Genomic DNA, 20,024 nt, shown 5'->3' on the forward strand with positions numbered 1-20,024 from the left:
TTTCTCCTAAACGACTACTAATTGGTCTACAATGATTATTTGTATTTTAGGAATCGATCATGCGCCATCCATTGCTTTCCAAACAAGCAGCTCTGTCTATTTTTTCTGCTCTTCTGATTACCGCATGCGGTGGTTCTGGTGCAGATATGCTAAAAAAAGACTATGACCCCACCACTGATGCACGTATCCGTGTATATGGACAAAACGGCAACCCAACCATTCTAAATGTTGGTATTGATTGCGCTACAAACCCTAAAGGCATCAAAATTAATGTTGGTGGTGGTTTTGGTGAAGCATTGGGTTCAATGGTCGGCAGTACCAGCAATGAAAGTATCGGTATTCCACAGACAGAAGTTTCAACCAAACTCAGTGCTAAAGATGGCATCCTTTCCAAGGCATTTTATCGAGAACTAATCATCCCCGCCAATAAGCCAGTAAATGTCCGCCCTGGCTTACAAAAAGTTGGCACGGAAGTCCATATCGGTAATATCCCTGTATTCGACAATACCTGCAAAACAACAACGATCTCTTTTACGCCTAAACCAGGTAAAGACTATGAAGCTGTTGGACTCCGTCAGGGTGGCGGCTGTAATTTCTTCGTCAGTGAGATCACTACGGAAGCGGGGCAGCTCAGCGAAATTCGCACACTTGAAACTCAAGCACCTTATAAATGTGACTGATTCCTGATTTGATCGGCGCGGGTGAATTGATTTATCTAGCGCCTATCTCTGCTAGAATAGCTGTCATATTATTTATGGAGTAATCATTCATGGGCTTTTTACAAGGCAAAAAAATTCTTATCACTGGCCTCGCAAGCAACCTTTCGATCGCTTACGGCATCGCACAGGCAATGCACCGTGAAGGAGCGGAACTCGCATTCACCTATCAAAATGAAAAGCTCAAATCCCGCGTAGAAAAGATGGGCGCAGAATTTGGCAGTAATATCTTTTTACCTTGCGATGTTGCAAATGATGAAGAGATGGAAGCTGTCTTTACTGAGCTTGGCAAGCAGTGGGATGGCCTTGATGGCCTCATCCATGCGATTGCTTATGCACCTCGCGAAGCTATTGAAGGCCGTTTTCTTGATGGGGTGAGCCGTGATAACTACACCACCGCACACGAAATCAGCGCCTATAGCTTTGCTGCATTGATGAAGCATGCTTATCCATTAATGAAAGATCGCAATGCTGCGGCATTGGCGCTGACTTACCTCGGTGCAGTCAAAGCAATACCTAACTACAACACCATGGGTCTTGCAAAAGCTTCTCTCGAAGCAGCTGTCCGCTACCTTGCTGCTGATTTGGGCCAAGACAATATTCGCGTCAACGGTATTTCCGCTGGCCCGATCCGTACTTTGGCTGCATCAGGCATCAAGGACTTCCGCAAAATGCTCAAAGGCTTTGAGAAAACAGCCCCACTCAAGCGTTGCGTCAGTATCGAAGAGGTCGGTAATGCTGCTGCATTTTTGTGCTCAGACCTCGCTTCCGGTATCACTGGTGAAATCACCTACGTCGATGGCGGCTACAATATCTATTCATCAGTTCAAATTGACGACGCTTAAGGAGTTATCTATATGAGTCTTATCTTTCAAACCAAAACAAGTAAAGACGGTCAATTTTATTTCAATCTCCTCTCACAGGGAAAAGTCTTATTAAAAAGTGAGATGTACGCCCAGAAACGTTCATGCGACAATGGAATTGAATCGGTCAAGAAAAATGCCAGTGAAACCAAACACTACGAACGCGCAGTAGCACAAAGTGGCAAGCATTATTTCAATCTCAAAGCCAGTAATGGGCAAGTTATTGGTACAAGTATGATGCATGATGACGAAGCATCACTTGAAGCAGCTATTTTGCAATGCCAGCAGGCATCTAACGCAGCAGTTGAAGAAGCCTAAGCTATTAATTCTATCCAAACCGTCACGCCCCGATTTATTTCGGGGCTTTTTTTTATGCCATTCATCCCCATATCTGAGAACATTGATATTTAGAGGAGCAACTTTATGTTTGACGCCCATTCGACAACGATACTCTCAGTACGCAGAGGACGCCACGTTGCCATCGCTGGAGATGGACAGGTTTCACTTGGCGATACCATCATGAAAGGCAATGCGCGCAAAGTACGCCGCCTGTACCACAACAAAATTCTTGCAGGCTTTGCAGGCGCCACTGCTGATGCATTTACATTGTTTGAGCGCTTTGAGGCACGCCTTGAGGAGCAAGATGGGCAGCTACTGCGTGCAGCAGTCGAACTGACCAAGGATTGGCGTACAGATCGTGCTCTGCGCCGCCTCGAAGCGATGCTGATCGTTGCTGACCCCGATATCACGCTAATTCTTTCAGGTAATGGGGACATCGTTGAACCAGAAGACAGCATTGCAGCAATTGGATCTGGTGGCATGTACGCCCTTTCCGCAGCCCGCGCGCTCTATCACAACACCGACATGAATGCGCTGGATATTGCCGAGAAAAGCCTGCACATAGCCAGCGATATTTGCGTCTATACCAACAGCAATATCATTACTGACGAATTAAAAGCAGAAGATTAATCCTGATTAGAACCGTTCGCCAATACAGACGAACTTAATCAGCCAATAGCTTCTACTCAATGAAAGGATAACATTATGACAGACAGTACTTACCGTGATCTCAATATGACGCCACGAGAAATCGTCGAAGAGCTTGACCGCCATATCATCGGCCAAAAAGAAGCCAAACGTGCTGTGGCAAATGCTTTACGCAGCCGCTGGCGCCGTCGTCAGATCGAAGAACCTCTGCGTAGCGAAATCACCCCAAAAAATATCCTGATGATCGGCCCAACTGGTGTTGGTAAAACGGAGATTGCTCGTCGCTTGGCTAAGCTTGCAGAAGCGCCTTTCGTCAAAGTCGAAGCAACCAAGTTTACAGAAGTTGGTTACGTTGGACGTGACGTTGACTCTATCATCCGCGACCTTGCGGAAACCTCGATTAAACTCGAGCGTGAGCGCGCCCGCAAAGCCATGCAAAGCAAGGCTCGTGAAGCGGCGCTTGAACGCGTGCTGGACGTACTCGTACCACCCAGTAAAAAACAAACCGCATGGACGGATGCTACCGAGCAAAAAGCAGACGACAACCCCGCGCGCAAAGCCTATCGCGAGCGCATTCTTCGCGAAGAACTCAATGACAAAGTAATCGAAATTGAAATAAGCGATAACGCAGGTGCTTCTTTCGAGATCATGACCCCTCCGGGTATGGAAGAAATGAGCAATCAGCTTAGCGATATGTTCAAGAACATCGGCAAACAGCAAAAAACCAAGCAAAAGATGACCATTGCCGAAGCATTGGTTGCCTTGGCTGAAGAAGAGGCGGACAAGCTCGTCTCAGAAGATGAAATCAAGCAGCAAGCAATCCGCAATGCCGAGCAGAATGGTATCGTCTTCATTGATGAGATCGACAAAGTTGCCAAGCGCTCAGATAGCGGAAACAGCGGCGAAGTCTCACGTGAAGGCGTACAACGCGACTTACTGCCACTCGTCGAAGGCTGCACCGTGTCGACCAAGTACGGCATGATCAAAACCGATCACATTCTGTTCATCGCATCTGGCGCCTTCCACCTTGCCAAGCCATCGGATCTCGTTCCTGAGCTACAGGGCCGTATGCCGGTTCGCGTCGAGCTGAAAGCACTGGGTATTGAAGAATTTAAGCGCATCCTGACCGAAACCGATGCATCTTTAATCAAGCAATACACCGCGCTATTCGCCACAGAAGACCTGCATCTGGAATTCACTGACGATGGCATTGCCAAACTTGCAGAAATTGCCTATCACGTCAATAAGACCACAGAAAACATCGGTGCAAGACGCCTGCATACACTGATGGAGCGCCTAACCGAAAGCCTGTCTTTCGAAGCTGCAGACCGCAGCAGTGGCGATACGGTCAATATTGATGCTGCATACGTCGAAAGTGCACTTGGTGACATTTCGGCCAACGAAGACTTAAGCCGCTTCGTTCTTTAAGCCTCGCCAGCACAAAAAAGGCGGCACTTTGCCGCCTTTTTTAGTTTTTGGCTTTAATCAGCCCAAATCCAACGCCGACCAAAAGCGCGTAGCAATATCCTGCCCTGTTTCATTGGCAATCTCGCGCATGCACGTCGGGCTGGTCACATTCATCTCAGTGATATAACCACCAATTACGTCCAAGCCAACCAAATGCAAGCGCTGCTCGGCAATAATCGGCTTCACCTGTTCGACCAGCCAATAATCACGAGCCGTCAGCGGCTGAACCACACCACGACCACCAGCGGCCAAATTAGCACGAAACTCCCCTTTTGCCGGCAAACGCGCCAAGCCATGATCGACCGGCTCACCGTCGATAATCAGAATTCGCTTGTCCCCAGCACTCACATCCGGCAAAAACTGCTGCACCATGAGGGACGTCATACCTTGCGGATTAATCGTATCCAGAATAGCGCTGGTATTCGTATCATCCTGACTCAAGCGGAAAATACCACTACCGCCCATCCCATCCAGCGGCTTCACCACAGCCACGCCGAACTCTCGCACAAAATCACGAATATCTTGTCGGGATTTAGTAATCAGCGTCGGAGGTGTTGCTTGCGGTAAGCGCGTAATCACAAATTTTTCATTGATATTTCGCAAAGCTTGAGGTGGGTTGACCACTTTAACACCGGAGCGCTCGACCATATCGAGCATATAACTGTCGTAAATATAATCGAGATTAAATGGCGGGTCTTTGCGCTGCAACACCACATCGACATCACCGAGCGCAATCATTTCTTCATTGATCACTCGGTAATAGTCTTCGTTGTCATCTTTTAGCTCGACCGTCTGAACGTAAGCAAACACCTCGCCATCGCGTACTTGCCAATCGCGCTGCGTAAAAATCATCACGCGGTGCCCTAAAGCTTGTGCAGCCAACATCAACGCAAAAGTCGTATCTTTATACGTCTTGACTTCGTCAATATCATCCATCAATACAGCAATATCAGCCATCACATACTCCTTAACGTTTGTTCGTATAGCACTTTCGGCTCAGCCAACCAAAAGTCAGCCGCAGCACACCGTAATAAATCAAGCCCATCACCACCATCACAGCAACGGCCATAAGTGGCGAAACTTCGCTCAGCTGCTCACGCAATACTTGCCATTCCGCAGGGCTCATCATCAGCCACACAACCAGCAAAAACAATACGATACTGACCGTATAAGCAACCAATGTACACAACAACGCCAAACTATGACGCTCACCCTTATCAGGTTGCCGCCCGGTCGCCTTAACGAACACACCTGCAGCGCCAATACCAGATGCGACCAATACCCCCATCGCTGCGCCGGAATTGAGATCAACCAACCACCAATTCACCGCCGCCACCAAAAGCGTTAACAAAGCATAAATGCCAGCAAACGCAAGCACCGTCTTCTTAATTATTGCCGACACAAGGCCTCCAAAAATCCAGTAAATCTGCTGCCATGATACCAATAATTACGCTATGATTGCCCAACGACTCATGACCCTACACCGCACAATGCAAACCTACAACAACCTGACCTTACACGGTGGACAAATCGGCATCGAGCGCGAAATGCTGCGCACCAATCCAGATGCCACACTCGCCACAACCCGTCACCCACTTTCGCTAGGCAGAACCTACACCCACCCAAACATCACCATCGACTTCGCCGAAGCATTACTTGAGCTCGTCACAGAGCCACACTCAAGCCCGCAGGCCGCATACGACGAGCTACTTGCACTGCACCGCTACACCCGTGCGCATACGCAAAATGAACAATTTTGGGCACCGAGCATGCCGTGTATTCTGCCCGACAATCTCGATAGCATCGACATCGGCCACTTCGGCAGCAGCAACGGTGGCAAGCTCAAGCGCCTATATCGCGTAGGCCTGCACCACCGCTACGGCATGGCCATGCAAATGATTGCCGGCGTGCACTTTAACTACTCCCCACCCGAAGCCTTATGGACAGAACTCGGCATAACCACGGCCAGCGAACGTAATGCCCGCTACATGGGCATGCTGCGCAACCTCCAGCGCCACGGCTGGCTGATCCCCTATTTATTCGGTGCATCGCCCGCCGTACATAGCAGCTTCCAACCCGCACAAGGCGTACTCAACCAATTCGATCCATCCACCCTCGGCTGGCAAAAAGCCACCAGCCTACGCATGAGCGACCTTGGCTATCAAAACAAAGCACAATTCACCGTTAGCTTTAATGACCTCAAAACCTATATTCATGATCTCGCTACCGCCGTCATGACTCCGGCACCAGCCTTTGAATACATGGGCATCAAGGATGAATACGGCAACTACCAGCAAATCTCGACCCATATCCTGCAAATTGCAAACGAATACTACACCGCAGCCCGCCCCAAGCAGCCGCTCAAAGCTGGCGAGCTGCCCGCCATTGCGCTGCACGAGCGCGGCATAGGGTATGTCGAGCTGCGCCTGCTCGACGTCAACCCATACGACCCCTGCGGCGTATCCATTGAGCAGCTACATTTTCTAGAAGTCTTTATGCTGCACAGTTTCCTAAGCGACAGCCCTCCATTCACCCACGCTGACTGGAACGAACTGAATAGCAACCGACTCCGCACTGCTTGCTGCGGCGTCAATGGCATAACCCTATACGATCAGCGCAACCCTCGCAGCAGCAGCGAATGGGCCACCGCCCTACTCGATGCCATGCAGCCTATCGCTGAGCAACTGGATCAACAAAACACTGGTAGCGCCTATAGCGACAGCATTGCAACCTTGCGCCAACAAATCGAACATAACCAGCGTATGCCACAGCGCGTCCAAGCAGAACTGGCACAAACACCGTTCATCGAATGGGCACAAGCACTCACCGAACAGCACAGCCAGTATCTCAGCCAACCATGCGATGCCTCAACAGCACACCACTTGGATCAGCTCGGAGAAGCCTCTCGTCAAGCATATGATCAACGCGAAGCCGCAGCAAAAAGTGAACCGACATTTGATGACTATCTGGACCACTACTTTGATCCACTCAAAAAACTACTTAAGCAGCGCTAAAATCCTATCGCCAATCATCTTGCCTAAAGATGATTGGCAATCACTACATTCTGCATACTGCCCTTTCTCGCCTAACCATTGCCCACGCCCTCACACAGGCATTTGAGCACAGCCACCATGAACTCCCAACTAACCCGCATCCACCACGGGCAAACCCTTAACATAGAATATCGGCGCGGTAACCGACGACAAAAGCACATGCGCCTCACCATCCGGCAAGATGGAAGCATTCTGCTCAGCACCCCACCGCGCACCAGTAGCGCTAAGGCAAACCGCTTTCTCGACAAGCACCTTGGCTGGCTGGCTGACAAACAGCAGCAACGCGCCGCCATTAACGCCAGACACCCAGCACCGCAATATAATCACGGCGCCCAGCATCAACTGCTTGGGCAAACAGTGACGCTACACGTCAAAGAAGCAAAAAAAATCGCCGTGGTACGTCACGACGATATCATAAAAATCCAATTACCCAACCCAACACCTGAGCGCATCGAAGCTGCTTATCAGCAATACTGCCGCAAAACGGCACTCGACTACTTCCAGCAGCGCCTCATAGAACTCCTACCAACAACCCCCTGGGTCAAAACCATACCCGAATTGCGCGTCCGCCGCATGAAGCAACAATGGGGCAACTGTGCCCGTAAAGGCCACATCACGCTCAACCAGCACCTCATTAAAGCCCCACCGGAATGCATCGACCTCGTCATCATCCACGAACTCTGCCACCTCAAGCACTTTAACCACAGCCCAGATTTCTATCAGCTGATGGGTGAAGCTTTACCCAATTGGCGGCAGTATGATCAGATACTAAAAGCACATATTAGATGAATTGATGCTATTGCCACGGCCGTAAATCGACAATTTTTTCAATTTTTTGCTCTTTGGTATTGATCAGTACAGTCATATCAACTTCAGGTGCCAATAGAGGGATATATCCATCTGCTTGAGGATATTTCTCCAATATCTGTGCCACAGCTAGTTTAGGATTCAACTGTTCTAATTTTGAAAGAGAGTGTGCTGTTTCTTTTATTGTTGGCCATGCATCGGCAAGTGGCTCATATAATGCTGGGCGTGTACTGGGAGGAAATCCTTCGCTGAGTTCGTAAAAAAGGCGATCAGACTTTTCCTGGTTGTTACCAGGAGGCTTGATAGCAACCCACTCAGGCTTCAGCCAAGGTGTACGCTGGTATTTTTCTGAAACTTTTACAGCAGAGTGATCTACGGCATTTGCTCTTACCACTTCAAATCGAAAAGTATCGAAAGCGATCCTAACAGGGCGACCTTCAGCAATATGGTACATACCATAGCAATAAGCGAAAGCTTGCAATATTGCGATAATCGCTAAATCCATTTTGAGTGACTTTTTGCCTTGTTTTGCCACCAAAAATGTCAGTACAGGCCCTAAGACCGCATCTATTACCAATAAGAGCAAAAAAATTTGCGTAACACCAACAGCTTTTGCTAAAGGAGAAGGATGCCATACTAAAAAGACAACAATTAGAGAAATAACAGCAATTGTAAAAGAAATGCCTAGGTGGATAAGGAAAGCACGTAAGCGGAAAGACATAACTACCCCTAAAATAACAAAACTTATTGGCAAGTAGATGGGAGGCGACTATTGCCTACACTTCCACTACAAGTCCATGTGATAAGTTGGCCTGTCCCTGGTAGTGCTGTCGGGGTCAGTATAACGTTTAGACCAGTATTAACTCCTCTGTTAAACGTAGTTGTAATTACCCCTGTACCGGGTGTAACTACAACAGCTCCCGGATTAAAATATTTGCCACCAAGATTTTGAGCAGAAGTCATGATATTGTGACCGGCTGGAGGCCATACTCTATTGGTCCAGTAGAAAATACCTATATCACTTTTTACCCCTTCAGTGACAGTCAAAGCTTCGCTGGCCTGAGTTCTACCTAGATAATTTTGGTAACTAGGTAATGCAATGGCTGCAAGAATACCAACAATGGCTATAACGATCATCAGCTCGATTAAGGTAAAACCTTTTTGTCGTATACGATGTAGCATAACGATCTCCTGAATATAAAAAAGCCCTACTAAACAGCAGGGCTTTAAGCAGTTAAGCTCTTCGAGCTAACCTACTACTAATTACTGGCAAGTAGAAGGCAAACGTTTTGCTTCGATAGGATTTCCGCTGGTATCAACTGTCGCAGCAGCATCTAATGTTGTACGCGCAGCAGTAACCTTACCACCGGCACAAGTCCAACCAGAAATTTGCCCTGTTGCAGTCGCACTCGGATAAAGCGTCATCTCTTTACCACTATTAGCACCAGCATCAAATACGATGTTAATTGCACCATTATCTACACCAACTGTGACACCCTCTGGTGCGAAATACTTGCCATCCAGTTCGGAAGCAAGTTTACCAATAGCGCCTTTTGTTTTATCTACTTCATCTGAATCCGGATATTTATTTTCGCTAGAAACATAGACTCCAATATCAGTCTGCAAACCTGAAGTCGCTTTGAATGCTTCAGATGCTTGAGTACGTGCCAAGTAATCCTGATATGCAGGAAGAGCGATTGCAGCGAGGATACTGTTAGAAGGAACAGTATTTGGATTTTGTTACTGGCTATCCAATAGCCTAATTTTTTAGCTGTACCTACAGTGCATGCAGTTCTTTCCTGTAGGGTTGCCCACTCCTCAGTACGCCATAAGCTACAGTGAGGATCTTCCTCATCATAGCAATAACCACTTCCTTACGCCGTTTCCCATTAGCCAGTAATCGTTGTACAAAAGGTTGAAATGCCTTATGCCGACCAAAGCTCACCACTAGAGCTGGCATAAATAAAGCAGAGCGCAGATCTGCCAAGCCACTTTTTCCAATCATGGATTTACCACGTACGCTCGTACCTGATTCATGTAATCTTGGAGCAAGCCCAGCAAAGCTCGCAACTTTTTTCGCACAAGAAAATTTCATGCCATCACCAAGATAAGTCAGTAACCATGGCAAAGTTTTCTTTCCCACCCCAGGAACTGTAAGCAGCAAATCAGCACGTGCTTTAAGTAAAGGCACTGTGTCGATAAACGTCATAATTATTTGTTCAATACTTTCAATCTCTTGTTGCCAGTAAGCGACATTTTTTTGCGATAACTGACGAATACAGTCAGGTGCACTTTCCAAGCGGGACTGCTCACGCTGCAATTGCAAGCGAGTGTGGCGAAGCTGACGCATTAGTGCACGTAACTCATATTCCTTATCATTAGGCGGCTGCCATAAAGTTGGCTTTTCATTGCGCGCAAAGCGTGCCAAAAGCAATGCATCAAGCTTATCTGTCTTACTACGCTGAGCAATACTCGTCGCATATGCTTTGATTTGCAAAGGATTAACCACGCTAACTTGCCAACCTTTCGATACAGACCAATACGCAAGCTTTTCCCAATAGACGCCGGTTGCTTCCATAGTGATTTTTACTGCACTCGAAAAGTGTGATAGCCATCCCGCTAATGCACGAAAGCCTTGCGTATTGTTTGCAAACGTTTGATGATGCGCTATGCCGTTAGCAATAAACGCGGCATCAAAAGATAATTTTGCAATATCAACTCCTACATATAAAGAACACATGCTCAACCTCGCAAATTACGGGCTTCAAAGCCCAGGATACCGTCCGAGCTAGGCTCGATATTGCAGAATAAATACTGCGCTAAGCATTATATCGATCATATAAAGCAACTCAAATCATCAAGAACTCTATGTGTATGTTGAATTATGGTTTGAACCAATTGATATTAATAAAATTAAATTAAAATGGCATACAAATAGCTTAGCCTGATGCCGATGACGCAAGTCGTCTTTAACTACGAAATTTAATTCTCTCAAGGAGAACACTATGAAAAAACAAATGCAAAAGGGTTTCACTCTTATCGAATTGATGATCGTTATCGCGATTATCGGTATCCTCGCTGCTTTCGCTATTCCAGCATATCAGGATTACATTATCCGCACTCGTGTTTCAGAAGGTTTGAATCTAGCCGAACCAGCTAAGTTAGCTCTTTCGACTGATATTGGATCAGCTGCTGACTTAGGTGGCGTTGCTGATACATGGAATGCTCAGGCTGGTAACGCTGGTGCAACGTCTAAGTATGTTGACAGTGTTCTAATTCAAACAGCTGGTGCTGGCAATGCTACAGCTGCAGGTGATGGCACAATCACTATCACTTATAATGCTGCTAACGTTGGTACTGCTGGAACTCTTACTTTGTCTCCATATGTACGTACAGGTACAGGCGCAGCTACTGCCTTGCAAGCGGCATTAACCGCTACCCCACGTGTTAGTGGCGTGTTGGATTGGGGCTGTTCTTCCGATTCAAATACAGTTGCAACTGCTCAGCAGATGCCAGCGACTGGTGTAGCAGCAACCTTGCCAGCTCGCTTTGCGCCAGCATCTTGCCGTTAATTGAGACGTATATTTAGCACTTGCTGAATATCAACTCATAGAGCTAAAAGCGCGCCCAATCTGGGCGCGCTTTTTTTATAGATATTTTTACGGTTTTATTGGATTCAATCAGTAATTACTTTCGTAACTATTTAATCTATTTATTCCAAACCTCACACATCGCCCAGGAGATCAGCAATGGAACGCCTAAAATTCGCCAGCAAAGTTGCAGGGACACACTTCGCTATTTCATTAGCAATTACCGCAATACTCGCGTATATCGTTTTCTATGTTTGGTATCCTTATCCACTCAGCGCAGTAACCGGTAGCTTTGGTTTATTTTGGCTATTGGTCAGTATCGATGTTGTCTGCGGACCACTTTTAACCCTGCTACTCTCCAGCCCAAAGAAGTCACGCCGTGAGATGATGGTTGATCTTGGCCTCGTCATCACTATCCAGCTTTCTGCTTTCATTTATGGCATGTACCATGTTTATGAAGCGCGTCCGGTTGCCGTCGTGTTTGAGGTTGACCGCTTGCGAGTACTCAATCCGGTTGATATTGCGACAGAAGAATTGCCTGATGCGCCTGAGGGTTACCGCAAGTTGCCATTATTCGATCACTTCACTCTCTCAACACGCCAAGCAAAAGATGGTGACGATAGACTCGATGCCATCGATAAGTCACTAAGTGGACTGGATATTGGTCAGCGGCCAAGCTGGTGGATACCTTACCAAGATGATTTGGAAGATATCAAGGCGCGAGCCAACTCTGTTGCAGATTTGAATAAAGCATTGGATGAACAGCAGCAGAAAATATTATCCAAAGCTGTTGCCAAAACCGGTCAATCAATAGATAAGCTTTACTATTTACCGCTAACCTCAGCGTTGACCAGTGATTGGATTGCTTTACTGGATTCAGATATGAACTTTATCGGTGCTGCAAAAATTAATGCTTTTGCATTGAATAAAAAAGGAATGGACACTTCAAAAGAAATCATCAAAGAATAGAAATACTTTCACGCGTGTATACAAGGTGATATAGGCCGCTGACGGTATAATACGCATTTTTTCGAAGTGGATATTTTTATGAAATCCTGGTTTATCCGTCATCCGAACGTTTTTCGCTGTTTTTTTAATCTCTGGCCACCTTTTTTGTTTACTGGTATTTGCGTTGAGCGTATTGGCGCAGACTGGATGTCTGCACGGGTACGCTTGCGCTCTTCTCCTTTGACCAAAAATATCAATGGCAGCCAATATGGCGGCAGTTTATTTTCTATGACTGATCCCGTATACACGACGCTGTTACTCGCAGCCTTGGGGCACGATAAATACTACGTTTGGGATAAGGCCGCGGAAATTGACTACCAAAAGCCTGGGCGTGGCACAGTATTTTTTGAGGCAACACTCACCCCCGATTTTTTGGAAGAAATACGCCAAGCGACCCAAGATGGTAGTAAGTATTTACCAACCATTAAAGACCGTATTTTTGACCGCAAAGGTGATACGGTCGCAGAAGTGACTCGTACGCTCTATATCCGTTTGCGCCCTGAATATCGCCCAAGTCATAACATTAGCGAGGCATCTCACTAATACCATTAGCCGTGACTACCCAACGGCCAAATATTTCAGCCGTGCAGCCGTATGTATCCTTTTTAAACACCACACCGCTCACGGCACTTTTTGGGCAGTAAGTGACGTAATACGGCAGGTCCGTGACTGGCTTAATGCTGTAGATGGGTAGCGTTGGATTGTCAGTAAGCCATGTTTTTAATGCCGTACTGGTACGAATATTGTTTTGCGTCAGGATGATCGCTCGCAGGCCTGCACCATGGTGACGCAGTTGCGGCATCAAGTAGCGCTTTGCGTCATCTGCGCCAGAACGGTGACGATATCCGGCATTGATAAGCACTGCCTGTCGCCCTTCCCGCAGTAACACAACTTTATCCTGGCTTGGTAAATAGTATATTTCGTGTTCGGGTGAATAGAAGTACTGCGCAATGATGCCCATCAGTGGCCCAACTGCCAGCAGCTTATACCTACCCTTGGCAAAAATGATCAGCATCATTACGGCAAAGCCACAGATACCACTGAATAGATTCGGCTGCCATTTTGGATAAACATACGCCCAATCCGCACTGGCAAAAAAGGCAATAATGCCAAGATAGTGCGCCACAGCCCAACTACCAATTGCAGCAAATGGTTGCCACAGTGCACCAAGCGCACAAACTACCCACAGTGGCGCAAGCCATGGGATGACCAGCAGATTAACAATAAAGCCAACGATACTAATGCCGCCGAATATTGCCCAAGTGACGGGTAGTAGTACGAGCGTGATGACGGTTTGCATCCGCACCCATAAACCCAATGCCGTACATGCTTTCCAGCGCTGCCATGCCAATATCACAATGGCGGTTGCCATAAACGACAACCACGCACCCGGTTGACGAAGTTGCACAGGATCAAAAAGCAAAATAATCACCGCTGCAATCACCAAGCCGGACATTGGGCTACGCACCATCGGCAAGAACCACCCCGAGCAAACGCATACCAACATCAACCATGCGCGCCAGACCGGCGCTTGACCACCACTCAAGAGTACAAACAGCAATCCTGATAGCATCATAACCAGTAACGCGGCGGTACGTGGCTCTGCGATATAGCGCAATCGCCACAGCAGCGCCCATAACACGGCGCTGATTCCATACACCATCAGCGCAAACAACCCAAGATGAAGGCCCGATATTGCGAGCAGATGAGAAGTGCCACTGCGGCGCAGCATATCGCGGTCTTGCTGGCTGAGCTCGGTACGATTACCTAACAAAAGCGCATTTAGCCATCTTGCACTGTCCCGACCATAATGCTGATCTATTCTTTGCGACAGTTTTGCCCGCCAGCGCATTGGCCAGCCTGCTTCATTCGTGGTTACAGATGCTTCCAGTAACGTTACCCTTCGCCCTGCATCAGGCTTAAGCTTGATTGATCCAGCATACGCAAACTGTGGCTCAAATGCCTGATTGCTGTAGCTGCGCATATCCAGTGATTGCCCCGTCAGGAACGGGCAATTATCTGATGACAATATAGCAGCTGGAAAGGCATGGGTTCGCGGTGGATAAAAGCGTGGAAAATCTTTGAGTGAGAATGTAACGGTACAAATTTGCGTCGTATGGCTGAGCGGTTTCCCCGCTATTTCATTACTGCGCCAATAGCTAAAGTATAAAAAGGCACACACCAGCCCAGCAAATAATACGGTACGGATAGGGAATGCCGACAGCTGCATTGTTCAGCCTGTGAATATGCCTAAGAGAGTCACGATCATCCAGCTGGTATCAAGTTCGGACATTCTGCTACACCAATAAAAACAATTGATGCAACATATTACCGTGCAATACGGAGTATGAATGATTATTTACGCTGCTGGCCGCCAGAATACCTAGTCTATAATCAATTTGAGGATTCCGGCCACTTGCTGAGCGGTACGCTCCAGATTGTGCCCACCTTGCTCTAATAACTCACTCAATGCTACGGAAGCAGGAATGATGGGCAGGACGGCTGTAAATCCAGCATCATCAAGTGCTGTAATGTCCTCACCCAAGCATCCAGCCAATGCGATCACCGGAACGTCATTTTTTTGCGCAATACGCAAGACGCCATGCGGCACTTTACCGGAAGCAGTTTGCCCGTCCATTCGCCCTTCACCGGTAATCACCAAATCCGCTTCTTTCAGCGCTTCGTCCAAGCCAATCGCTGTGGCAACCAAATTAACCCCTGTACGCATTTCTGCCTGTAGAAAAGCTGCCAAGGCAAACCCCAGACCACCAGCAGCACCAGCACCAGTTTCTTCACGCATATCTCGCTGCAAAAAGCCGGCACTGACCTCCGCAAAGTGACGTAATGCGCCATCAAGCTGCTCCACTATTTCTTTATCAGCACCTTTTTGTGCTGCAAAAACATGGCTGGCACCATACTTTCCACACAGCGGATTATTGACGTCACAAGCAATTGTGATGTGACAATTTTTGATCCTCTGGTCAACAGCCGACGCATCAATGGTATCTAAGTCGACTAATGCGGCACCACCTTCGGCCAGCTCCCTTCCTTGGCTATCATAAAATGCGTAGCCAAGCGCACGTAGCATACCGACACCAGCATCATTGGTGGCGCTACCGCCAATAGCCATGATGATTTCTGTCACACCCTGCTCAAGGGCATTGAGTAATAGTTCACCAACACCATAAGTACTGGCCACACGAGGATCACGCTCTTGCTCAGTGAGTAAATGCAGCCCGGCTGCTTCAGCCATTTCGATCACAGCCCGACCACCATCAAGCACCGCATAACGGGCTTCGATTGGCCGCATCAATGGATCGTGGACACAGACAGTCCGCCACTCCCCCCCACAAGCCGACAGCATGGCTGCGGCCGTTCCTTCCCCACCATCAGCCATCGGCAAGCACACACAATCTGCTTGTGGTAATACCTTCTGTACCCCACGACAAATGGCAGCAGCTGCATCAGCCGCCGTCATGCTCTCTTTAAATGAATCTGGTGCGATAATGATTTTCATAAGTACCTGAAAAAAGTGATCAATTATAGAAGGAGACCATAATAAACCAAAGGGGTTACGTTATAAATGCAAAGTTTTTCATATACTTAAAGTTTAAAAATAAATATTAACCATTATTTGTTTTACATCAAAACCATATTAATTCATAGCACAAGTGATAATTAACAGTGCTAGAATTAGCCTATAACTACCAGAGGAAGAATACATTGAAAACATCTTCTTTATTACACGGTGAAATATCACAGGTCATCGCCCGAACGGGGCATACGCAAAGCATCACCATTGCAGATGCTGGCTTACCTATTCCTTTAGACCAGCATTGCATTGATCTTGCACTTACCGCAGGTATTCCGAGCTTTATAGATGTCGTTACAGCCGTATGCAGTGAGTATAGTATTGAGCGCGCAGTTATTGCTGAGGAAATGCAGCATAAAAATCCACATATTTACACCGAATTAACCCAGCTACTCAAGCAGATTGGTGAGCAGCAATGCCGCGAAATTATCCTTGAAACTTGCCCCCATGAGGCATTCAAAGCCTCAAGCAACAAAAGCAATGCTGTGATCCGCAGCGGTGAATGTTCTCCTTATGCCAATATCATTCTCTATGCAGGTGTAACCTTCTAATGATGGGTAATGAACCTTTATTGCGCATGGTGGAGATTGACAAAAACTTCCCAGGCGTCAAAGCGCTCGAACAAGCAGGATTGAACGTCTATTCTGGTCGAATTATGGCCTTAATTGGTGAAAATGGTGCGGGCAAGTCCACACTGATGAAGGTACTTTCCGGCATTTACGCACCTGATGGAGGACATGTCACCTTCAACGGTCAGCCCGCTATTTTTTCTGGACCACGCGACGCACAACAAGCCGGAATCAGTATCATCCACCAAGAGCTTAACCTGATCAATGCACTGACGGTCGCTGAAAATATCTTTCTCGGTCGGTTTGATACCCGGTTTGGCAGTATCGACTGGTCCAGTATGCGGCAAAAAGCCAACCAACTACTGAACAGACTCAACGTTAGCTTCAGTGCTGATGATACAGTTGCCGACCTTTCTATGGGACAGCGGCAGATGGTCGAAATTGCCAAAGCATTGAGCTTTGACGCACAGATCATTATCTTTGACGAACCGACCGATGCACTGACCGACCAAGAAGCGCAGACATTATTCAGCGTCATGCGTGACCTCAAGGCCGAAGGCAAGGGGCTGGTCTTTATCTCCCACCGCCTGAAAGAAATTTTTCATATCTGCGACGATGTTACAGTACTGCGTGATGGCCTACTGATTGGCGAATACCCAATTAGCGAAATCACTGAGGCAGCACTTATTGAACGTATGGTTGGCCGTAGCTTAAGCGGGCAGTATCCCGATCCAAGCCCAAGACAGAATGACGTTCTACTCTCTACCAAAGACCTATGCGGCACGGGTATCGAGCATGCCAACCTGACTTTGCATAAAAGCGAGATTCTTGGTATTTCCGGTCTCATGGGCGCTGGCCGTACCGAGTTAGCCAAACTTTTATACGGGGCTGGGGAAATCACCAGTGGGCAAATTTACCTTAATGGCCAGGCAATCAAGCCAAAAAGCCCCGGCGACGCATTGCGGCTGGGTATTGCCTACGTCAGTGAAGACCGCAAAGAAGATGGCCTCATATTGGGCATGTCAGTCGCAGATAACATGACGCTCAGCGCACTGCCCAAATTTAGCCGCTATGGGCATATTCTTGAAAAAGAAACGAGCGCAGCAGTCGAGCGATTCACCCAAGCGTTCCGCATCAAAACACCAAACGCAGCGCAGCTTGTCGGGCTACTTTCTGGCGGCAACCAGCAAAAAGTGTCCATCAGTAAAGCATTAATGACCAATCCTGACGTCCTGATTCTCGATGAACCAACACGAGGCGTAGACGTCGGCGCACGCAAAGAAATTTACGATCTCATCAGTGAGCTCAAGCAAGCGGGCATGGGCATTATCCTGATTTCTTCTGATATGCCGGAAATTCTCGGCATGTCAGACCGTATCGTCACGCTTTGCCAAGGGCGCATCACCGCTGAGTTCGACCGCAGCCAAGCAACCCAAGAAGCACTCCTATCCGCATCCATGCCAACCAATCAAAGTAGCCATGAATAAAAAAAGCGTCACTAACTTACTCATTGAATACCGTTCTGTTCTTGCGTTGATTGTTCTGATCGTCATCGTCACGGCAATCAATCCAGACTTTCTCAGCGCAGGCAATATCACTAATACGCTGCGCCAAACTTCGGTCAATGCCATCATAGCGGTCGGCATGACCATGGTCATTCTCACAGCTGGCATCGATTTATCGGTTGGCTCTGTACTTGCCCTGACGGGTGCTATTGCCGCAACTATGATCGGCGCTGATATTTCCGTCTGGCTCACCGTACCATCCGTGCTGCTTTTCGGAGCCATACTCGGCGCGTTCAGTGCTTTACTGGTTGCCAAAGGCGGTATTCAGCCCTTTATTGCAACACTGGTCACCATGACGCTCTTGCGCGGAGTTACCCTCGTTTATAGTGATGGACGCCCTATCAGTACCGGCTTTTCTGAACAGGCCGATGCCTTTGCCTTTTTGGGCGCAGGCCAGCTTGGTGGCATTCCGGTACCAGTATGGATCATGGCGGTAGTATTTATCGTAGCCTGGTACATTCTGCGCCATACACCAATCGGACGCTATATCTACGCGGTCGGCGGCAATGCCGCAGCGACCCGCCTTTCCGGCATCAGTACCACTAAAGTGTATTTATTCGTCTATGCAGCCAGTGGCTTTTTCGCTGCGCTTGCTGGCATCATCGTCACTGCGCGGCTTTCTTCCGCACAGCCGACAGCGGGTACCATGTACGAGCTCGATGCAATCGCTGCAGTTGTGGTTGGCGGCACCAGCTTGATGGGCGGTAAAGGCAAGATATTCGGTACGTTGATCGGTGCACTGATCATCGGTTGCCTGAATAATGCACTAAACTTACTCGACGTTTCAGCCTATTATCAAACCATCGCCAAAGCATTGGTGATCCTCATTGCTGTACTGGCCGACCGCTTCCTCGACCGCAAACGCCCTACCTGATTTTTCAACAAGGAGACTAAAACCATGAAAAAAACCACCCTACGCACGATGATCGTTGCCGCTATTGCAGGCTGCAGTATTGCAGCCCATGCTGAAACCATCGCACTGGTCATTTCCACGCTGGATAACCCGTTCTTCGTCACCCTCAAAGAAGGTGCTGAAGCCAAAGCCAAAGAACTTGGCCATGAGCTGATCGTGCTCGACTCTCAAAATGACCCTGCCAAAGAGCTTGCCAACGTTGAAGACGTAACCGTTCGTGGTGCTGATGTTCTCCTGATCAACCCTGCTGATTCTGATGCTGTTGGCAACGCGATTGCCATTGCCAACCAGAAGAACTTGCCAGTCATCACGCTGGATCGCAACGCAAGCCGTGGTGAAGTTGTGAGCCACATTGCATCGGATAACGTTGCTGGTGGCCAAATGGCCGGCGAATTTATTGCCTCACTGGCAGGTGATGGTGCAAAAGTTATCCAGCTGGAAGGCATCCCTGGCACTTCGGCAGCCCGTGAGCGTGGTGAAGGCTTTGCAAAAGCAGCTGAAGCGGCAAACTTTGCGTTGCTCGCCAGCCAACCAGCTGATTTTGACCGCACCAAAGGGCTGAATGTCATGGAAAACCTGCTCACTGCACAGCCAGAAGTTCAGGCCGTCTTCGCCCAAAACGACGAAATGGCACTTGGTGCATTACGTGCCTTACAATCTGCTGGCCGTGATGACGTTGTTCTGGTTGGCTTTGATGGCACTGATGATGGTGTTGCTGCAGTAGAAGCAGATAAACTTGCCGCTACTGTTGCCCAGCAGCCTGATCTTATTGGCTCAATCGGCGTTGAAACCGCTGACAAAGTGATTAAAGGCGAGACTGTTCCAGCCTCTTTGCCTGTAGATTTGAAAATCATCAGTAAATAAATGGTTACAAGTATATATGGCGCCGTCGTG

Annotated in this window: 22 protein-coding genes; 14 read left to right on the plus strand and 8 right to left on the minus strand. The window is 48.0% G+C overall.

Annotation, left to right across the window (positions count from 1 at the left end; all coding sequences use genetic code 11):
• Window positions 1-59 precede the first annotated feature (59 nt).
• From KRX19_00600 to hslU, 5 genes are all read left to right on the plus strand, one after another.
• A complete protein-coding gene (locus tag KRX19_00600; GenBank protein MBV7433514.1) occupies window positions 60-680 on the plus strand; it encodes a hypothetical protein in 621 nt (206 codons plus the stop codon).
• A gap of 89 nt (window positions 681-769) precedes the next feature.
• A complete protein-coding gene (locus KRX19_00605) occupies window positions 770-1,561 on the plus strand; it encodes an enoyl-ACP reductase (GenBank protein ID MBV7433515.1) in 792 nt (263 codons plus the stop codon).
• 12 nt (window positions 1,562-1,573) lie between these two features.
• On the plus strand, window positions 1,574-1,897 hold the full coding sequence (locus KRX19_00610; protein ID MBV7433516.1) for a YegP family protein: 324 nt from the start codon (window positions 1,574-1,576) through the stop codon (window positions 1,895-1,897).
• Window positions 1,898-2,002: 105 nt separating this feature from the next.
• Complete coding sequence (gene hslV / locus KRX19_00615) at window positions 2,003-2,548, plus strand: ATP-dependent protease subunit HslV (GenBank protein MBV7433517.1); 546 nt, start codon at window positions 2,003-2,005, stop codon at window positions 2,546-2,548.
• A 75-nt stretch (window positions 2,549-2,623) separates the two neighbouring features.
• Window positions 2,624-3,994: an ATP-dependent protease ATPase subunit HslU gene (hslU, locus tag KRX19_00620; protein MBV7433518.1), complete on the plus strand. Its 1,371-nt coding sequence runs from the start codon at window positions 2,624-2,626 to the stop codon at window positions 3,992-3,994.
• Window positions 3,995-4,051: 57 nt separating this feature from the next.
• Here hslU and gshB read toward each other — a convergent pair whose 3' ends face one another.
• Together gshB and KRX19_00630 are read right to left on the minus strand one after the other, a co-directional pair.
• Window positions 4,052-4,990 (minus strand): glutathione synthase, encoded by a 939-nt coding sequence (gshB, locus tag KRX19_00625; GenBank protein ID MBV7433519.1) that lies wholly within the window; start codon window positions 4,988-4,990, stop codon window positions 4,052-4,054.
• A 10-nt stretch (window positions 4,991-5,000) separates the two neighbouring features.
• Window positions 5,001-5,435, minus strand: a complete 435-nt coding sequence (locus KRX19_00630) for an ABZJ_00895 family protein (GenBank protein MBV7433520.1) — start codon at window positions 5,433-5,435, stop codon at window positions 5,001-5,003.
• Between the two features lie 52 nt (window positions 5,436-5,487).
• Here KRX19_00630 and gshA point away from each other — a divergent pair, with 52 nt between their 5' ends.
• Together gshA and KRX19_00640 are read left to right on the plus strand one after the other, a co-directional pair.
• Window positions 5,488-7,047 (plus strand): glutamate--cysteine ligase, encoded by a 1,560-nt coding sequence (gene gshA, locus KRX19_00635; GenBank protein MBV7433521.1) that lies wholly within the window; start codon window positions 5,488-5,490, stop codon window positions 7,045-7,047.
• Window positions 7,048-7,164: 117 nt separating this feature from the next.
• On the plus strand, window positions 7,165-7,875 hold the full coding sequence (locus KRX19_00640) for a M48 family metallopeptidase (protein ID MBV7433522.1): 711 nt from the start codon (window positions 7,165-7,167) through the stop codon (window positions 7,873-7,875).
• Between the two features lie 7 nt (window positions 7,876-7,882).
• Here the strand turns inward: KRX19_00640 and KRX19_00645 are convergent, their stop codons facing one another.
• The 4 genes from KRX19_00645 to KRX19_00660 all read right to left on the minus strand — a co-directional run bounded on the left by KRX19_00645 (window position 7,883) and on the right by KRX19_00660 (window position 10,633).
• Window positions 7,883-8,614: a hypothetical protein gene (locus KRX19_00645; protein MBV7433523.1), complete on the minus strand. Its 732-nt coding sequence runs from the start codon at window positions 8,612-8,614 to the stop codon at window positions 7,883-7,885.
• A gap of 23 nt (window positions 8,615-8,637) precedes the next feature.
• Window positions 8,638-9,075, minus strand: a complete 438-nt coding sequence (locus KRX19_00650; GenBank protein ID MBV7433524.1) for a prepilin-type N-terminal cleavage/methylation domain-containing protein — start codon at window positions 9,073-9,075, stop codon at window positions 8,638-8,640.
• An 81-nt stretch (window positions 9,076-9,156) separates the two neighbouring features.
• On the minus strand, window positions 9,157-9,564 hold the full coding sequence (locus KRX19_00655) for a pilin (GenBank protein ID MBV7433525.1): 408 nt from the start codon (window positions 9,562-9,564) through the stop codon (window positions 9,157-9,159).
• Window positions 9,565-9,670: 106 nt separating this feature from the next.
• A complete protein-coding gene (locus KRX19_00660) occupies window positions 9,671-10,633 on the minus strand; it encodes an IS110 family transposase (protein MBV7433526.1) in 963 nt (320 codons plus the stop codon).
• A gap of 265 nt (window positions 10,634-10,898) precedes the next feature.
• On the opposite strand from KRX19_00660, the gene KRX19_00665 reads away from it, so the two are divergent.
• The 3 genes from KRX19_00665 (at window position 10,899) to KRX19_00675 (ending at window position 13,034) form a co-directional block, all read left to right on the plus strand.
• Window positions 10,899-11,465 (plus strand): pilin, encoded by a 567-nt coding sequence (locus tag KRX19_00665; protein MBV7433527.1) that lies wholly within the window; start codon window positions 10,899-10,901, stop codon window positions 11,463-11,465.
• Between the two features lie 177 nt (window positions 11,466-11,642).
• Window positions 11,643-12,452, plus strand: coding sequence for a hypothetical protein (locus KRX19_00670; protein ID MBV7433528.1), 810 nt, complete (start codon window positions 11,643-11,645; stop codon window positions 12,450-12,452).
• Between the two features lie 78 nt (window positions 12,453-12,530).
• Window positions 12,531-13,034, plus strand: coding sequence for a DUF4442 domain-containing protein (locus KRX19_00675; GenBank protein ID MBV7433529.1), 504 nt, complete (start codon window positions 12,531-12,533; stop codon window positions 13,032-13,034).
• On the opposite strand, the gene KRX19_00680 is transcribed toward KRX19_00675, so the two are convergent.
• Both KRX19_00680 and KRX19_00685 read right to left on the minus strand, forming a co-directional pair.
• The gene (locus KRX19_00680) at window positions 13,015-14,721 is read right to left on the minus strand and encodes a ComEC/Rec2 family competence protein (protein MBV7433530.1); all 1,707 of its coding nucleotides are present in this window, start codon (window positions 14,719-14,721) and stop codon (window positions 13,015-13,017) included. The genes KRX19_00675 and KRX19_00680 overlap by 20 nt on opposite strands.
• Before the next feature lie 153 nt (window positions 14,722-14,874).
• Window positions 14,875-16,008 carry a glycerate kinase gene (locus KRX19_00685; protein ID MBV7433531.1) on the minus strand — a complete coding sequence of 378 codons (1,134 nt, stop codon included), beginning with the start codon at window positions 16,006-16,008 and terminating at the stop codon, window positions 14,875-14,877.
• 206 nt (window positions 16,009-16,214) lie between these two features.
• Between KRX19_00685 and rbsD the strand changes: the two genes are divergently transcribed.
• Genes rbsD through rbsB form a run of 4 tightly spaced genes read left to right on the plus strand, consistent with a single transcriptional unit; the run spans window position 16,215 to window position 19,994 of the window.
• Window positions 16,215-16,634 carry a D-ribose pyranase gene (gene rbsD, locus KRX19_00690; GenBank protein ID MBV7433532.1) on the plus strand — a complete coding sequence of 140 codons (420 nt, stop codon included), beginning with the start codon at window positions 16,215-16,217 and terminating at the stop codon, window positions 16,632-16,634.
• Window positions 16,634-18,139: a ribose ABC transporter ATP-binding protein RbsA gene (rbsA, locus tag KRX19_00695; protein MBV7433533.1), complete on the plus strand. Its 1,506-nt coding sequence runs from the start codon at window positions 16,634-16,636 to the stop codon at window positions 18,137-18,139. The genes rbsD and rbsA overlap by 1 nt, the downstream gene beginning before the upstream one ends.
• Window positions 18,132-19,091 carry a ribose ABC transporter permease gene (rbsC, locus tag KRX19_00700; GenBank protein MBV7433534.1) on the plus strand — a complete coding sequence of 320 codons (960 nt, stop codon included), beginning with the start codon at window positions 18,132-18,134 and terminating at the stop codon, window positions 19,089-19,091. Before rbsA ends, rbsC begins: the two co-directional genes overlap by 8 nt.
• Window positions 19,092-19,115: 24 nt before the next feature.
• Window positions 19,116-19,994: a ribose ABC transporter substrate-binding protein RbsB gene (gene rbsB / locus KRX19_00705; GenBank protein ID MBV7433535.1), complete on the plus strand. Its 879-nt coding sequence runs from the start codon at window positions 19,116-19,118 to the stop codon at window positions 19,992-19,994.
• Window positions 19,995-20,024 lie beyond the last annotated feature (30 nt).

The sequence above is a fragment of the Cardiobacteriaceae bacterium TAE3-ERU3 genome, from assembly GCA_019218315.1.
Classification (GTDB): domain Bacteria; phylum Pseudomonadota; class Gammaproteobacteria; order Cardiobacteriales; family Cardiobacteriaceae; genus JAHUUI01.

Bases quoted from the DNA above. Each gene is read 5' to 3' on its own strand.
- rbsB (MBV7433535.1), top strand. From the start codon at position 19,116: ATGAAAAAAACCACCCTACGCACGATGATCGTTGCCGCTATTGCAGGC.
- KRX19_00605 (MBV7433515.1), top strand. From the start codon at position 770: ATGGGCTTTTTACAAGGCAAAAAAATTCTTATCACTGGCCTCGCAAGC.
- hslU (MBV7433518.1), top strand. From the start codon at position 2,624: ATGACAGACAGTACTTACCGTGATCTCAATATGACGCCACGAGAAATC.
- rbsA (MBV7433533.1), top strand. From the start codon at position 16,634: ATGATGGGTAATGAACCTTTATTGCGCATGGTGGAGATTGACAAAAAC.
- KRX19_00670 (MBV7433528.1), top strand. From the start codon at position 11,643: ATGGAACGCCTAAAATTCGCCAGCAAAGTTGCAGGGACACACTTCGCT.
- KRX19_00665 (MBV7433527.1), top strand. From the start codon at position 10,899: ATGAAAAAACAAATGCAAAAGGGTTTCACTCTTATCGAATTGATGATC.
- gshB (MBV7433519.1), bottom strand. From the start codon at position 4,990: ATGGCTGATATTGCTGTATTGATGGATGATATTGACGAAGTCAAGACG.
- KRX19_00660 (MBV7433526.1), bottom strand. From the start codon at position 10,633: ATGTGTTCTTTATATGTAGGAGTTGATATTGCAAAATTATCTTTTGAT.
- KRX19_00685 (MBV7433531.1), bottom strand. From the start codon at position 16,008: ATGAAAATCATTATCGCACCAGATTCATTTAAAGAGAGCATGACGGCG.
- KRX19_00680 (MBV7433530.1), bottom strand. From the start codon at position 14,721: ATGCAGCTGTCGGCATTCCCTATCCGTACCGTATTATTTGCTGGGCTG.
- KRX19_00600 (MBV7433514.1), top strand. From the start codon at position 60: ATGCGCCATCCATTGCTTTCCAAACAAGCAGCTCTGTCTATTTTTTCT.
- hslV (MBV7433517.1), top strand. From the start codon at position 2,003: ATGTTTGACGCCCATTCGACAACGATACTCTCAGTACGCAGAGGACGC.
- KRX19_00645 (MBV7433523.1), bottom strand. From the start codon at position 8,614: ATGTCTTTCCGCTTACGTGCTTTCCTTATCCACCTAGGCATTTCTTTT.
- rbsC (MBV7433534.1), top strand. From the start codon at position 18,132: ATGAATAAAAAAAGCGTCACTAACTTACTCATTGAATACCGTTCTGTT.
- gshA (MBV7433521.1), top strand. From the start codon at position 5,488: ATGATTGCCCAACGACTCATGACCCTACACCGCACAATGCAAACCTAC.
- KRX19_00640 (MBV7433522.1), top strand. From the start codon at position 7,165: ATGAACTCCCAACTAACCCGCATCCACCACGGGCAAACCCTTAACATA.
- KRX19_00610 (MBV7433516.1), top strand. From the start codon at position 1,574: ATGAGTCTTATCTTTCAAACCAAAACAAGTAAAGACGGTCAATTTTAT.
- KRX19_00650 (MBV7433524.1), bottom strand. From the start codon at position 9,075: ATGCTACATCGTATACGACAAAAAGGTTTTACCTTAATCGAGCTGATG.
- KRX19_00675 (MBV7433529.1), top strand. From the start codon at position 12,531: ATGAAATCCTGGTTTATCCGTCATCCGAACGTTTTTCGCTGTTTTTTT.